Genomic DNA, 13,520 nt, shown 5'->3' on the forward strand with positions numbered 1-13,520 from the left:
ATGCTTTTAGAGATCAACGACCTGTTCGTTCGGTACGGCAAGTCCGTCATGGCGCTTCAAGGGGCATCGCTCGAAGTCGGCGAGGGTGAACTTGTTTCCCTGATCGGGCAAAACGGAGCCGGTAAATCGACGCTCCTCAAGTCCATCGTGGGGATCGCACCGGTGTATTCGGGTTCGATCACCTATGACGGCGCCGCGGTCACCGACAAAAAATTCTCGGTCATCAAAAACCGTATCGCCTACGTTCCCGAAGATCGAGGAGTGTTCTCGAGCCTGACAGTGGGCGAGAACCTGCGTCTAGGTGCAGTTTCCCGACGAGACAAAGGAAACATTGATGGAGACATCGAGCGGGAACTCGCGCGGTTTCCGATCCTTGAGGAGTACTGGGGTCGTGGAGCCAGCCTGCTCTCCGGAGGAGAACAACAACAGCTTGCGATCGCCCGAGCGCTTCTATTGCGCCCGAAACTTCTCCTACTCGATGAGCCAACACTGGGGCTCGCCCCGATCATCGTGGACTTGATTTTCGATGTGATCGAGCAACTTCGCGACGAAGGCGTGACGATTCTGCTCGTCGAACAAAACGCCGTGCGATCGATCGAAGTATCTAACCGCTCGTACGTGATGCAAGCCCCGGGCAAGATTCTAGGCAGCGGAAATGCGAATGAGCTCGCAGCCAATGACGCCGTCGTTGATTACCTCGGGTTTTCTCCTACCGGAGTGAAGGGTGACTCAGAATGATCTTGCAAATCATCGTCGACATGGTCGGCCTCGGTGCCACCTACGCGTTGCTCACAATCGGCATCGCTCTACTCTTTGGCATCTTGGGCCTGATGAACTTCGCCTACGGCGAGATCATTATGATCGGTGCCTTCGCTATGTACCTTTTCAAGGACTACCCCTGGTTTGTCGGGGCGGTCGCCGCCGTTGTCTTTGCGGTCGTCATCTCGGTGCTCACCGAGCGCTTGGCGTTCAGGCCTCTAAGAAATGCAGACCCGGTCACGCTGATGATCGCGTCGTTCGCTGTGAGTCTGGCTCTGCAAAGCGTGATGCGGATGACCGTCCTTCCGCGCACGCAGGGAGTTCCCCCTCAGCCGTTCTTGACCGAGTCTATGATTGTTTTCGGCATCCGAGTCACGGTTCTCCAGATCGTCACGTTGGTGTTGTGCGGCGTGCTTCTTGGCGGTCTTGCGCTGCTGATGAAGAAAACCCCCCTCGGCGTGCAACTCAGGGCATCCGCTGAAAACTTTCAAGTGGCCAAGTCGCTTGGAGTGAAAGGCAGCTTCGTCATCATGAGCGCCTTTGCGATCGCCGGAGTCATGGCCGCAGCCTCAGGAATCATCCTGGTAGCTCGGCAGGGTGCCGTATCGGCCGAGATGGGGCTGACCCCGCTGCTCATCGGCATTGTGGGAGCAGTCGTTGGCGGAATGAGCAATCTCAAGGGCGCTGCTCTGGGAGGGCTTCTCTTGGGAATGGGCACTGTGTTGTTGGAGGCCACGCTGCCGACCGACCTCATCGCGTTCCGAGACGCCTTCCTCTATTCGGCCGTAATGGTCGTCTTGGTTATCCGCCCACAAGGGCTTCTCTCGGGAACGAAGGTGCGCACATCATGACTAACTCAACTCGCATTCGTGGACTGTTCGAGACTCCGGTTCTTCTTGTCGCCATCGTGGGGCTAGTAGCTCTCGTTGCCTTGTTTGGTGATCCCACAATTACAAGGGTCACCGTGCAGGCGCTCATCGCTGTGGTGTTCGTCACTGGTCTTTCGCTCTTCTCGGGCAACTCCGGCGTCATGTCATTTGGTCACGTTGGCTTCATGGCAATCGGGGCGTATACCACGGCCTACCTCACGATCCCGGTCAACCTCAAGTCGTCGATGTTTTCGGATTTGCCAGAGTCGCTCGGCTTCCTCGCGACGATCCATGCCCCGTTCCCCATCGCGGTTCTCGTCGGCGGGCTCTCGGCAGCAGCGCTTGCGCTCGTCACGGCACCGATAATGGCGCGACTGGGAGGGCTGCAAGCGGGAATCGCAACGCTCGCACTACTCGTGATCGTCTTTACAGTGCTGAACAGCTGGACAGACGTTACCCGCGGATCATCCAGCATGATCGGCCTGCCGAAGGCCACGACGATCTGGTGGGCTGCCGGCATCGCGGCACTCGTGATCGTGATCGCTTGGGCCTATAAGAAGTCGCGAAGTGGGCTTCAGTTGCAAGCCTCGCGAGAGGACTATTTGGCGGCAACAGCATCCGGAATCGCCGTTGGCCGGCACCGCGTCTTCGCGTGGGTACTGAGTTCGATCCCCGCCGGATTCGCAGGAGCTCTTTACGCCGGATATCTGACCACCTTCAACTCTCGAACTTTCTTCTTGAGCCTCACCTTCTCCTTCATCGTGATGATCGTCTTGGGCGGCTACCTTTCGCTTAGTGGTGCCGTTATCGGTGCCCTGGGGGTGTCGGTTCTCCAAGAAATTCTGAGAAGATTTCAAGACGGAGCATTCACCGGTGGCAATTCGCTGCCCGCCGGTATTGCGGATCTGATCTTGGCAGCGGTGTTGTTGTTTGTTCTGGTGAAAGCGCCTCTCGGCCTAATGGGGACAAGGGAGCTTCGCCTCTTTCGTAAACGATCGATAGGTAGCGCGTTATGACTAGTCCCCTCACCCTTGCCGAGCAGCTCAAGAAAGAGCACGAGAGCCTAAGCCCGGCTGAACGCCGAGTTTCTCGCGTCCTCATCGCGGATTACCCAGTAGCGGGGCTCGAGCCAGTGCACCGGCTTGCCGAGCGAGCGAACGTCAGTGCGCCAACCGTGCTTCGGCTCATTTCCAAATTGGGAATCGGTTCGTACCCGCAAATGCAGAAGCTTCTTCGACAAGAGATCTCTGTTCGAACGTCGTCGCCACTAGAGATGTACGGAGAGCGATCGGCGAGCACGACGCTAGGGCCCCAAAGTGGAATCAAGTTTGTGGCTGACTCCAAACGTGTACTCGCGGAGGGGTTGGATGCCACTTTCAACGCGATTCCTGAGACCGAAATTATTGAGATTGCGAAACTCATCGCAAACCCGCGCAACCGCATCTGGACCGTCGGAGGCCGATTCAGTGATCTCCTGGCTCAGTACCTCACCTTGCACTTGCGACTTCTGCGCAAAGACGTCAATCATGTCGACCCCACCGAGCAAGAGAAAGCTTTCACGCTTCTCGACTTCACCTCTCGAGATGTACTCATCGCCTTCGACTATCGGCGCTATCAGGGAGGAACCGTCAGCTTCCTCAAGAACGCCAAGCACAAGAAAGCGACGACGGTGCTCTTCACCGATCCTTGGTTGTCTCCAGCCGCCAAACACGCGGACTACTTACTCTCGAGCTCGGTAACCTCTCCGTCACCATTCGACTCGTTGACCTCAGGCTTCGCGCTCGTGGAAACCGTGATCGCGGGCGTCGTTGAAGAGCTGGGAGATAGCCCAACTCAGCGCATCCAAGCATTCGATGCGCTGCAAGAAAAGACATTACAGATCCCGGGCTTCGGGCCCGGCGATGACGCAGAGACCACATGATGTCACTAGGCAGGGAGCACACGTTGCGCAGGGAACCATTGGCAGTAATTTTGACCTCCGATCTCTCCGGTCAGTGCCGGGGGCGTTCGGTGCGCCAGAGCGAGCTCGACAAGTACCTCGTTAACGGATCAGGCTGGGTGCCCGCCAACTTGGCGATCAACCCGTTCGGCGAAATCGTTGTGCCCAACCCCTTCGGTTCAGTGGGCGACCTCCGATTGCAGCCCGATGTGGCGAGCATGTCGCAACTTCCCTTGCCCGATGCTGAGCCAACGAAAGTTGTGCTTTCTGACATCGTGAATCAGGACGGCAGCGCATGGGACTGCTGCCCGCGTACCTTCTTGCGCGACGCGATTGCGGACCTCAAAGCGGAGACCGGACTGTCTGTGCTTTCCTCGTTCGAGCACGAGTTCATGCTTCTCGATCAAGATCCAGACGCTCCGAATATCGCGTTCTCGTTGAGAAACCTTCTTGAGCTTGAGCCGCTGGGTTCTAGCATCATGGCCGCACTCGAGGACGCGGGGCTCGAGCCCGAGATGTGGCTGCCCGAGTACGCTCCTCGCCAGTGGGAGGTCACTGTCGCTCCCGCGGATGCACTCGCAGCGGCGGACCGGGCGATCCTTCTTCGCGAGATCGTGCGCAACACCGCAACTCAGTTGGGTCACACTGCCAGCTTCAGCCCGATTGTCGAAGCCAGCGGTAGTGGCTCTGGTGTTCACATTCACCTCAGCCTGCTCGATGACAACAATGAACCTGTCGCCTACGACCCGAGTCGAGAAGGCGGGCTCTCCGCCGTGGCTGGATCGTTTGCTGCGGGAATCCTGAAGCACGCATCCGCGATCTCTGCCCTCGCCGCCTCCGGTGTCGTCTCTTATGAGCGACTCGCTCCTGGTCACTGGAGCGTAGGTGGCGTGTTCTTGGGGGAGAATAACCGAGAAGCCCTACTGCGCGTTTGCCCGCTGTTCGAACGCCCCAACGCGAATCCCGCCCGGCAGTACAACTTGGAATTTCGAGGCGCTGACGTGACGAGCAACCCATGGATCGCTTTGGGCACTCTGATCCGGGCAGGGCTTGAAGGAATCCGCAACAACTTTCCGGCGCCCAAGGTCATCTCCGGCGAAACTTCCGAGCTGACTCAAGAGCAACTCGATGAGTATGGCGTCGGCAGCCTTCCGCACTCGCTGGGCAACGCCCTTGACCTTCTTGAAGCTGATGATGTCGTCACCGGGTGGTTCCCCGAGCGACTCCTCGAGACGTTTGTTCTCGTGAAGCGCGCAGAAATTGAGCACGTCAACGGACTGTCCAACGATGAAAAATACGCGGCCTACTCCTACGCGTACTAGGCGTCCATCGTGTCGTCCGTGAATTGAACAAAGGTTTACCATGCACAGTGTTAAGTCAGTAGAAGATCGGTCTTTTCTGCTCGCCAAGGTCGATGAGCAGCTCTCCGCCGCTATCGAACTGCGCCACGAGCTTCACCGCAACCCTTCTCTCTCGGGGGAGGAAGGGCCGACCGCCGACCGCATAATCGCGGCGCTCGATGTTTCGGAGTTCGAGACGGTTGCTGACACCGGGCGCATCGTGCGCATCGGGCCCAAAACTGGCCCCTCAATTGCGATTCGGGCGGAGTTGGACGCTCTTCCCGTTCGCGAAAAAACAGGATCGCCATTCGCCTCCATCAATGGAGGAATGCACGCTTGCGGTCACGACGTTCACATGGCGGGAGCAGTAGCGCTCGCGAAGGCAGCGATGACGGTTGATCTCCCAGTGGCGTTGGTATTCATTTTCCAGCCTCGCGAAGAGTCTTATCCTTCTGGCGCACGAGACATTATGGAGAGTGGTGTGCTTGACGCGCACGACGTGCGCTGTGTGCTCGGAGTGCACGTGCATCCGGATGTCGCCGTCGGGTCGGTGACCACGGGGGCTGGTGTTGTCAACGCCGCATCAGATGAGTTCAGAATTGTTGTCGAGGGCTCTGGCGGACACTCTGCTTATCCGCACAAGAACACTGATCCCATTGTTACGCTGGCCCAGATTGTTTCTACGGCGCAAACGATAGTCAGCCGCAAGATCGATCCCATGCATCCGGTTGTGGTGAGTTTTGGGAGCGTTCATGCTGGGCAGGCTGCCAACGTGATTCCCACGACTGCGAGTGCGTCTGGATCGATCCGGAGCTCGACGCCAGAGGACCGTCTCACGATTGCGCGCGAACTCGAACGTACGGTGCGGCTGGTGGCTGAGGCCAATTACTGCACCGGCACAGTCGAAATCACGCATGGTGAGCCGGTGCTGAGTAACGACCCCGAGTTGGTCGAGCTTGTTGATCCGGCGCTTCAGGCGCAGGGGTTCGACGTGGTCGAGCCGATGCGTTCGTGCGGGTCGGATGACTTCTCCTTCTACAGTGATGTCTATCCCGGGCTCATGATGTTCCTGGGCACGCGCGCTCATCGCAGTGATCTCACGCTCCACAGCGATGACTTCTTGCCTGATGATGAGAGCGTTGGTGCAGTGGCTAAGGTTCTCGCTGAGGCGTATGGCGCTTTGCTCCCGCTAATTGACTAGAGCCGCCTTGATGTTGGATGTTCACCGAGATTTGTCTTGAGCGAATCAAAACAACTGCTAGCCTCGTAGGCATGCAAATGGCGACGGACGAGGTGCTCGTCGACACCCTGCGCGGTGCCGGTCTCAAAGTCACCGAGCCTCGCGTCGCGGTGCTTACGGCGCTCGACCAGAATCCGCATTCCGATGCCGATACTGTCTTCACGCGAGTGCTGCCGATGTTGCCCGGCACGTCCCTCCAAGCTGTGTACGGCGTACTTGCTGCGCTGACGACGGCCGGCTTGCTGCGCAAGATCGAACCGGCAGGGTCATCCGCCCTGTATGAACGGCGTACCGGCGACAACCACCACCACCTCGTGTGCACCGAATGCAGTGCCGTGCGCGACGTTGATTGCGTTGTCGGGGCGGCACCGTGCCTCACACCATCCGAAGCGGGCGGCTTCACCGTGCACACCGCCGAAGTGAACTTCTGGGGCGTCTGCCCCGATTGCCAGAACGCTCTCAACAATTCCCACACCCACACAAAGGAGACATCGTGACTGAACCCACGACAACCCAAGCCGGAGCACCTATCGCGAGCGACGAACATTCGCTCACCACGGGTCCCGATGGCGTAATCGCGCTGCACGACCGTTTCTTGGTCGAGAAGCTTGCATCCTTCAACCGTGAGCGTGTGCCGGAGCGCAACCCCCACGCCAAGGGTGGTGGAGCATTGGGAGAGTTCGTCGTCACTGAAGACGTCTCGAAGTACACCAAGGCTGCGGTCTTCCAGAAGGGCGCAACGAGCGAAACGATTCTGCGTTTCTCGTCGGTAGCCGGCGAGCAGGGTTCGCCCGACACGTGGCGCGACGTCCGCGGCTTCGCCCTGCGTTTCTACACCACTGAGGGAAACCTCGATATCGTCGGAAACAACACCCCCGTCTTCTTCATTCGTGACGGCATGAAGTTCCCCGACTTCATTCACTCGCAGAAGCGCTTGGGCGACTCAGGCCTGCGCAACGCTGACATGCAGTGGGACTTCTGGACTCTCTCGCCCGAAAGCGCCCACCAAGTCACCTACCTCATGGGTGACCGCGGGTTGTCCAAGTCCTGGCGCCACGTCAACGGCTACAGCTCACACACCTACCAGTGGATCAACGCCGAAGGTGAGCGCTTCTGGGTGCAGTACCACTTCAAGTCCCGCCAGGGCGTTGAACTGATGGAAGCCGCGGATGCCGAACGCATCGCCGGTGAAGATGCCGACTACTACCGTCGCGACCTGTTCGATTCCATCGCTGCCGGAGACTTCCCGACCTGGGATGTTTCGGTGCAGATCATGCCGTACGAAGACGCCAAGAGCTACCGCTTCAACCCGTTCGACCTGACCAAGACCTGGTCGCACGATGATTACCCCCTGATTCCGGTTGGCCACTTCACGCTCAACCGCAACCCGGAAAGCTTCTTCGCGCAGATCGAACAGGCCGCATTCTCGCCATCGAACATGGTTCCCGGCACCGACATCAGCCCAGACAAGATGCTGATGGCCCGTGTGTTCTCCTATCCGGATGCCCAGCGCAACCGAATCGGAACCAACTACAACCAGCTGCCGGTGAACCAGCCGCACGCCTCCGAATCGCGCAACTACCAGCACGAGGGCGCCATGAACTACAAGATCGGTGACGCTGCAGCCCGCACGTACGCACCGAACTCGTACGGCGGACCCGCAGCTCAGCCCGAGCTTGCTGGCGAAGGTGGATGGGCAAGCGACGGCGAACTGCTCCGTGCCGCAGCAACCCTGCACTCAGAAGACGACGACTTCGGCCAGGCCGGAACGCTCTACCGTGACGTCTTCTCCGCTGAGTCGAAGAAGCGCTTCATTGAAACTCTCACCGGACAGGGACGCAGCATTACGATCCCCGAAGTGCTTGAGCGTTTCTACTGGTACTGGGGCAGCGTGGATGCCGAACTCGGCGCCACCCTGCGCAAGACCGTTCCCGGCAACGGCGACACCGCCAACGAAGAAGCCGACCCCGTCGGTGTTGGCCCCGCTAACTAGCTAAGCGGAGTCTCCCCAGAACGGCAGTACCGGATGCCCGGCCCTGAACGACAGGGTCGGGCCTCCGTTCGTTAAAGAGTCTGCGTGAATGGCTAGAGCCCGAGCAGGTTACAGACCGAGCGCCCCGTCGATCACGGCGACCGTGCCTCCCGCATAGGCAACAATGACGACCGCGATTCGCGCAACGCGGTGACTGACGTGGCGGTTGAGCACCTCGCCCAGCGCGAGCCCGACAAGCAAGGAAGCAATGATGATGATCCAGCTCGCAGCATGCAGCTCAGGAAGTTGACCGCCGGAGAAGATAGTTTTAGTCACGAGCGAAGCGGTGCCAACCAGCACAAAATAGGGTTGCAGCGTCGCAGCAAAGTTCACCTGAGGCCAGCGCATGATGACCGCATAGATGCTGAGTGCAGGTCCGCCAACTCCGGCTGCGGTATTCATGAAGCCAGATGCGGCACCCGCAACGATCGCCGCAGGCCGGGCCGGAACGACGTGTTCGGCGCGTCTGATGAGCAGCGTTGCCGTAAGAGCAACAATCACCAGCACCCCGATGCCGAGCTGCATGACAGCGCCGGGAAGTCGGGTCACGAGCAGCGATCCCGGCACGATGGTTATGAGCGCGGGAATCGCGAGCCACGCGAGCGTGCGCCACTCAATGTGTCGCCAAACGCGCGGGATGATCAGCAGCGACGAAATTACGCCGCACAAGTTGACGACAAGCACGCCGTCGAAGGGGCCAAGCAGGATAACGATGAGGGGCGAGGCTACGAGTGCGAAGCCCATGCCCGTGATTCGTTGTGACAGTGCTCCTACAACGACGGCGAGAGCGACAAGAGCGAGCACCGACCTAGCCTAGAGCTCTGCCGGGCGAGCGGACGCCACGAGTCTTCTTGTGGCAGTGGCGTAGTGCCTGTGGGCTAGAGCGCCTTGGAGTAGCAGACGCTCAGCTCTTCTCCCGCGTAGGCGCCGAAGTTCTCCATGCGGCTGTAGCCTTCACGCTCATAGAAACGCATCGCGTCTGGCTGAGCGGTTCCTGTTTCAAGCACAAGCTCGGTCGCAGACTGCGCTCGTGCCCACTCTTCGAGTCCCTTGAGTACAGCGATGGCGATGCCAGATCCGCGCTGGGCGGGAGCGACGTACATCCGCTTGATTTCGAAGCCACCATTGTCGAGCTCGCGGAGCCCACCGCAACCGGCAGGAACCCCATCGACGTACGCGATGAGGAACACCACGACCGAGTCAGCGTTGGGCCTAACACCAGGCTCACTGTCTTCGGATTTGTAGCGCGCGGTCAGCTCAGCCTGTTGCGCTGAGCGCAACATCACCGAGTCAGCGTGCTCGAAGGGAACGCTGCGCAATTCAAGTTCGTAAGTGTCTTCCACGTCAGAAGCCTAGTTGCTCTTCCCGCAGACGTGCTCCTGTCCCCTAAAATCCCCACCAGTCTCACAAACTGCTGAATGATGGAAGTATGCGACGGGGACTTTTCTTAACAGCGGTTGTGGTCGCATCTGTCGTGCTTGCCGGATGCAGTGCTACGCCGCAGCCGAAGCCCAGCGGCCAGCCACCCCTGCCCAGCGCAACTGCGGAACCCGACGCCGGACCTGTCGCACCGGTCGGCGACCCGACGGTGCTCGTCACCGGACTCACTTCGCCCTGGTCCGTCGTACGCCTGACGAGCGGTTCGAGCCTGATCAGCGAGCGCGACTCCGGAACAGTGCTCGAGTACACCGCCTCCGGCGCGGTGCGCGAGGTTGGCAGTGTCGCTGGCGTTGCGCACGGCGGCGAAGGAGGCTTGCTCGGCCTTGCTGTCGCTGGTGACTCCGGGACTGCCCTGTTCGCGTACCTGACCACAGAAACCGACAACCGCATTGTGCGGATGCTGCTGATCGGCGCGCCGGGAAACTACACCCTTGGGCTGGCAGGACCGATCCTGACCGGCATCGCCAAAGCCGGTAACCACAACGGCGGACGGATCGCCTTCGGCCCCGACGGAATGCTCTACGCGACGGTCGGCGACGCAGGCACGCCGTCACGGGCGCAAGACCCGGATTCCCTGAACGGCAAGATCCTCCGCATGAAACCGGACGGTACGGTACCACCAGACAACCCGTTCGCTGGATCCCTCGTCTACTCACTCGGCCACCGCAACCCGCAAGGGTTGGCCTGGGATGACAGCGGAGTGCTATGGGCGTCCGAGTTCGGCCAGAACACCTGGGACGAATTCAACCGGATCGAGCCGGGTAAGAATTACGGCTGGCCGGCGGTGGAAGGCATCGGCAACACACCCGGTTATGTGGACCCGGTGTACCAGTGGGCGACGTCAGAGGCTAGCCCCAGCGGCCTAGCCTACGTTCGCGACACATTCTTTATGGCATCGCTGCGAGGCCAACGACTGTGGGCTATCTATACCGGCCCGCCCGTGAATGCCGAAGATTGGTTCCCGCGACAGTTTGGCCGACTCCGTGACGCAGTTCCCGGCCCCGACGGGTCACTATGGGTGCTCACCAACAACACTGACGGGCGCGGCAGCCCGCGCGAAGGCGACGACACACTGTTGCAGATCCAGCTTGCACCGCTTCGCGACGGCTAAGTTGCGCGCACGCGGAACAAGACCACTTTCAGCCTCAATTCCTGAGCCCAAATTCGTCGCAGTTAGAGCCAGCGGTGGTCTGAGGTTGCTGCGCGTGCTGCATCGGCAAGCTCCGTGAAGCGTTGTCGCTCAACATAGTCGTAGCTTTCGCCAGCGACGGATGCCTCTAACCGCTCGATCTGTTGGAGCACAGCGGCGGTCTGTTCGGGTCGTCGCGCGCGATAGCCAACCTCTTGCAAAATTTGGAACAGGCGCTCAACCACCCCGGGGTCGCTCGAGCCGTACCGGCGCGGTTGCGTCATCGCAATTTCGAGCAGACTCACGAAATCGTGGGTTTTGATGATGACCCGCACGAGGTCATCATCGTCGGTGAGTCCCGTCGATTGAATCGGCAGGTCGGCGAGCGCACAGAGAATTGCCGAGACGTGACCGAGGGTGTGCACGGCAGTTGTGGGGTCGTTGACTCCCGGTGAGAGCGCCCGTGCGGTGATGTCGACGAGCTGTAGGATTCCAAACCCAATGTCTTGGCTGGCGGTACGCTCGTACGCAAGATCGACCGCGCCCGCTATTGCGTGATTGATTTCATCGCGCTCGTCATCGTTCAGATGCTGAAGGGCGCCCCGGGGCCACCAGCGGGCCAAGGGAGTGCCGTCGACGACGTGATGACCAACCGCATGTTCTTCGCGGATAACGAGGTTGTTTTTGATGGCGATCGTCAAGAGTCGCGAACGATCGGTCAAGCGAATGAAGCCCGACCTTGTTGCCAAACTGAGTTCAATGCGTTCGGCGGGCGGCCAATCCGGAACCTCCGTGCGCCCTGTTGCCATCGTGGATGCCACGAGATCGATGGTCTTGCTGGTTTCGACATATACCTGCCGCATTGTGGTCTCAATGCGGAGCTGCCTCGCGAGGTGTGCCAAGAACAGGACGAGCATTGCAACGCTCGCGAGAGTCAACAACGAAGCAAGAGTTACCGCGAGTCGCGGCACGATCGGGTCAATGCTGTCTGAGCCATCCTGAACAGTGCGCAGCACCGTCAGCGAGTAGGCGAAAGTGCTGACGAAGACGGCGAGCGTCCACTGCACGGTTCGATTTTTAAGGAAGGTGCGCAACACCCGTGGTGAGGCCTGACTGCTGGCCAACTGCAGCGCAACAATCGTCAGCGAGAACGTCAGCGAGGTCGCAGTGATGAGAGATCCTGCGACGGCGGAGAGTACCGCTCGGGCGCTCTCTGGCCCTCCAGCGAACAGCAGATCCTTAAAGCCAGGAGCAAGCGAAGAGTCGATGGCGCGATCAACGAGAGGCAGAATTATCCCCAGAGCCACTGCGACGATGATGAACAAAGTCGGCAGCGGCCATAACTCTGTGGCGATCGATTCGCGAAGGGTTGCGATCCACCGGCGCAAGGAACTGCGTCGCGCACTCTGTGTTGATGCCTCGCTCATTGCACCCCTCTCGGATAGCCCTAGTTAATCACGACGGGCGGCACCATGGTGAGTGCCCGTAGGCTGGTGTGACGCGAATGAAAGGAAATCTCTCGAGTGTTCGAATGGAAATCGTGGCTGGGGCTCATCGTCGCCGTCGTGATTGCACTTATTGCCGTCGTGATCGTTGTGGGGGCGGTCTCGCTTATTGTGCGGGGGATCGCACGCCGTAGGCCCGGAGTGTTTGAAACCTTGGCGCCGGTTCGCCAGCGACTCAGAGTGCTCATGGCGGTTGTCGCTGTGTGGATTGCGATCACCGCAACGATCCCGATTGTCGACCAGAACATTCTCGACATCCTCAACAACGTGTTCAAGGTCGCTGTCATCGCAGCCGGCGGTTGGCTGTTGGTGTCTGTCATGAACCTGCTTCTCGGCCGCGTGCTCGTTCGCTATCCTCTCGATGTTCCAGACAACCGGGTTGCGCGCCGAGTGCGCACCCAGGTTCAAGTGCTGCGCCGCGTGCTCACCGCCGTCGTCGTGATCGTCACTATTGGCGCAATCCTCTTAACGCTCCCCGGAGCCGAAGTCCTCGGAGCAAGCGTTCTTGCGTCGGCCGGCCTCATCAGCGTTGTCGCCGGTATCGCCGCACAGTCAGCCCTCGCCAACGTGTTCGCCGGAATGCAACTCGCCTTCAGCGATGCCATTCGAGTCGACGACGTGGTGATCGCCGATGGTGAGTGGGGCCGCATTGAAGAAATCACCCTCACCTACATTGTTGTGAGCATCTGGGATCAGCGCCGCCTCGTGCTGCCTTCCACCTACTTCACGACCACGCCATTCCAGAACTGGACCCGCAACGCCACCGAGCTTCTTGGCGAGATCAACTTCGATCTCGACTGGCACGTCAATATCGATCAGATGCGCGCGCAGCTCAAAAAGATCGTTGCCGACTCCGACCTGTGGGACGGCCGCACCGCCAACATCCAAGTCGTAGATGCCACCGGTGGCTTCGTACGCGTGCGCGTACTGATCAGCGCCGCAGACTCTGGCGCGCAGTGGGATCTCCGCACCCTCGTTCGCGAAGAGATGGTCGGCTGGTTGCAGCAGAAGAACCCCGCAGCCCTGCCCCGCACTCGCGTGCTCATGGTGGAGAACGAAACCCGGCCGCGCGGTCGTGCCTCCATTGATCCTCAGGAGCGCGGGCTGTTCAGCGGCAGCGCTGAAGCAGAAGCGCGGCGCCAAGAATTCACGGGGGCGATTCCCCTTCAGGACAACGTTCCCGAGAACCTGGTTGGCCCAGAAGAAACCGATGCCGACGAGGCGCAGGCCTCTACCGCCAAGCGCACTTCCACCGACTAGGAACCAC

General features: G+C 59.9%; 13 protein-coding genes. 10 read left to right on the forward strand and 3 right to left on the reverse strand.

Annotated elements, in window-relative coordinates; translation table 11 throughout:
• The 8 genes from ABD112_RS05035 to ABD112_RS05070 all read left to right on the forward strand — a co-directional run bounded on the left by ABD112_RS05035 (position 1) and on the right by ABD112_RS05070 (position 8,140).
• Positions 1 to 738 (forward strand): ABC transporter ATP-binding protein, encoded by a 738-nt coding sequence (locus ABD112_RS05035; protein WP_343923748.1) that lies wholly within the window; start codon positions 1 to 3, stop codon positions 736 to 738.
• On the forward strand, positions 735 to 1,610 hold the full coding sequence (locus ABD112_RS05040; RefSeq protein WP_343923750.1) for a branched-chain amino acid ABC transporter permease: 876 nt from the start codon (positions 735 to 737) through the stop codon (positions 1,608 to 1,610). Before ABD112_RS05035 ends, ABD112_RS05040 begins: the two co-directional genes overlap by 4 nt.
• Positions 1,607 to 2,644 carry a branched-chain amino acid ABC transporter permease gene (locus ABD112_RS05045; RefSeq protein WP_343923752.1) on the forward strand — a complete coding sequence of 346 codons (1,038 nt, stop codon included), beginning with the start codon at positions 1,607 to 1,609 and terminating at the stop codon, positions 2,642 to 2,644. The genes ABD112_RS05040 and ABD112_RS05045 overlap by 4 nt, the downstream gene beginning before the upstream one ends.
• Positions 2,641 to 3,549: a MurR/RpiR family transcriptional regulator gene (locus ABD112_RS05050; protein WP_343923754.1), complete on the forward strand. Its 909-nt coding sequence runs from the start codon at positions 2,641 to 2,643 to the stop codon at positions 3,547 to 3,549. The genes ABD112_RS05045 and ABD112_RS05050 overlap by 4 nt, the downstream gene beginning before the upstream one ends.
• A gap of 23 nt (positions 3,550 to 3,572) precedes the next feature.
• Positions 3,573 to 4,889, forward strand: a complete 1,317-nt coding sequence (locus ABD112_RS05055; RefSeq protein WP_343923756.1) for a type I glutamate--ammonia ligase — start codon at positions 3,573 to 3,575, stop codon at positions 4,887 to 4,889.
• A 40-nt stretch (positions 4,890 to 4,929) separates the two neighbouring features.
• Complete coding sequence (locus ABD112_RS05060; protein ID WP_343923758.1) at positions 4,930 to 6,108, forward strand: M20 metallopeptidase family protein; 1,179 nt, start codon at positions 4,930 to 4,932, stop codon at positions 6,106 to 6,108.
• A gap of 71 nt (positions 6,109 to 6,179) precedes the next feature.
• Positions 6,180 to 6,644: a Fur family transcriptional regulator gene (locus ABD112_RS05065; RefSeq protein WP_425563795.1), complete on the forward strand. Its 465-nt coding sequence runs from the start codon at positions 6,180 to 6,182 to the stop codon at positions 6,642 to 6,644.
• Positions 6,641 to 8,140 (forward strand): catalase, encoded by a 1,500-nt coding sequence (locus tag ABD112_RS05070; protein WP_343923760.1) that lies wholly within the window; start codon positions 6,641 to 6,643, stop codon positions 8,138 to 8,140. The genes ABD112_RS05065 and ABD112_RS05070 overlap by 4 nt, the downstream gene beginning before the upstream one ends.
• 108 nt (positions 8,141 to 8,248) lie before the next feature.
• Here ABD112_RS05070 and ABD112_RS05075 read toward each other — a convergent pair whose 3' ends face one another.
• Positions 8,249 to 8,983, reverse strand: coding sequence for a TSUP family transporter (locus ABD112_RS05075; protein ID WP_343923762.1), 735 nt, complete (start codon positions 8,981 to 8,983; stop codon positions 8,249 to 8,251).
• 74 nt (positions 8,984 to 9,057) lie between these two features.
• Positions 9,058 to 9,522, reverse strand: coding sequence for a GNAT family N-acetyltransferase (locus tag ABD112_RS05080; RefSeq protein WP_343923764.1), 465 nt, complete (start codon positions 9,520 to 9,522; stop codon positions 9,058 to 9,060).
• 86 nt (positions 9,523 to 9,608) lie between these two features.
• On the opposite strand from ABD112_RS05080, the gene ABD112_RS05085 reads away from it, so the two are divergent.
• Positions 9,609 to 10,730: a PQQ-dependent sugar dehydrogenase gene (locus tag ABD112_RS05085; RefSeq protein WP_343923765.1), complete on the forward strand. Its 1,122-nt coding sequence runs from the start codon at positions 9,609 to 9,611 to the stop codon at positions 10,728 to 10,730.
• Positions 10,731 to 10,792: 62 nt separating this feature from the next.
• Here ABD112_RS05085 and ABD112_RS05090 read toward each other — a convergent pair whose 3' ends face one another.
• Positions 10,793 to 12,175, reverse strand: coding sequence for a DUF2254 domain-containing protein (locus ABD112_RS05090; protein ID WP_343923766.1), 1,383 nt, complete (start codon positions 12,173 to 12,175; stop codon positions 10,793 to 10,795).
• A 96-nt stretch (positions 12,176 to 12,271) separates the two neighbouring features.
• Between ABD112_RS05090 and ABD112_RS05095 the strand changes: the two genes are divergently transcribed.
• Complete coding sequence (locus ABD112_RS05095; protein WP_343923767.1) at positions 12,272 to 13,513, forward strand: mechanosensitive ion channel family protein; 1,242 nt, start codon at positions 12,272 to 12,274, stop codon at positions 13,511 to 13,513.
• Positions 13,514 to 13,520: the final 7 nt, after the last annotated feature.

Source organism: Rhodoglobus aureus (assembly GCF_039527955.1).
Taxonomy (GTDB): Bacteria; Actinomycetota; Actinomycetes; order Actinomycetales; family Microbacteriaceae; genus Rhodoglobus; species Rhodoglobus aureus.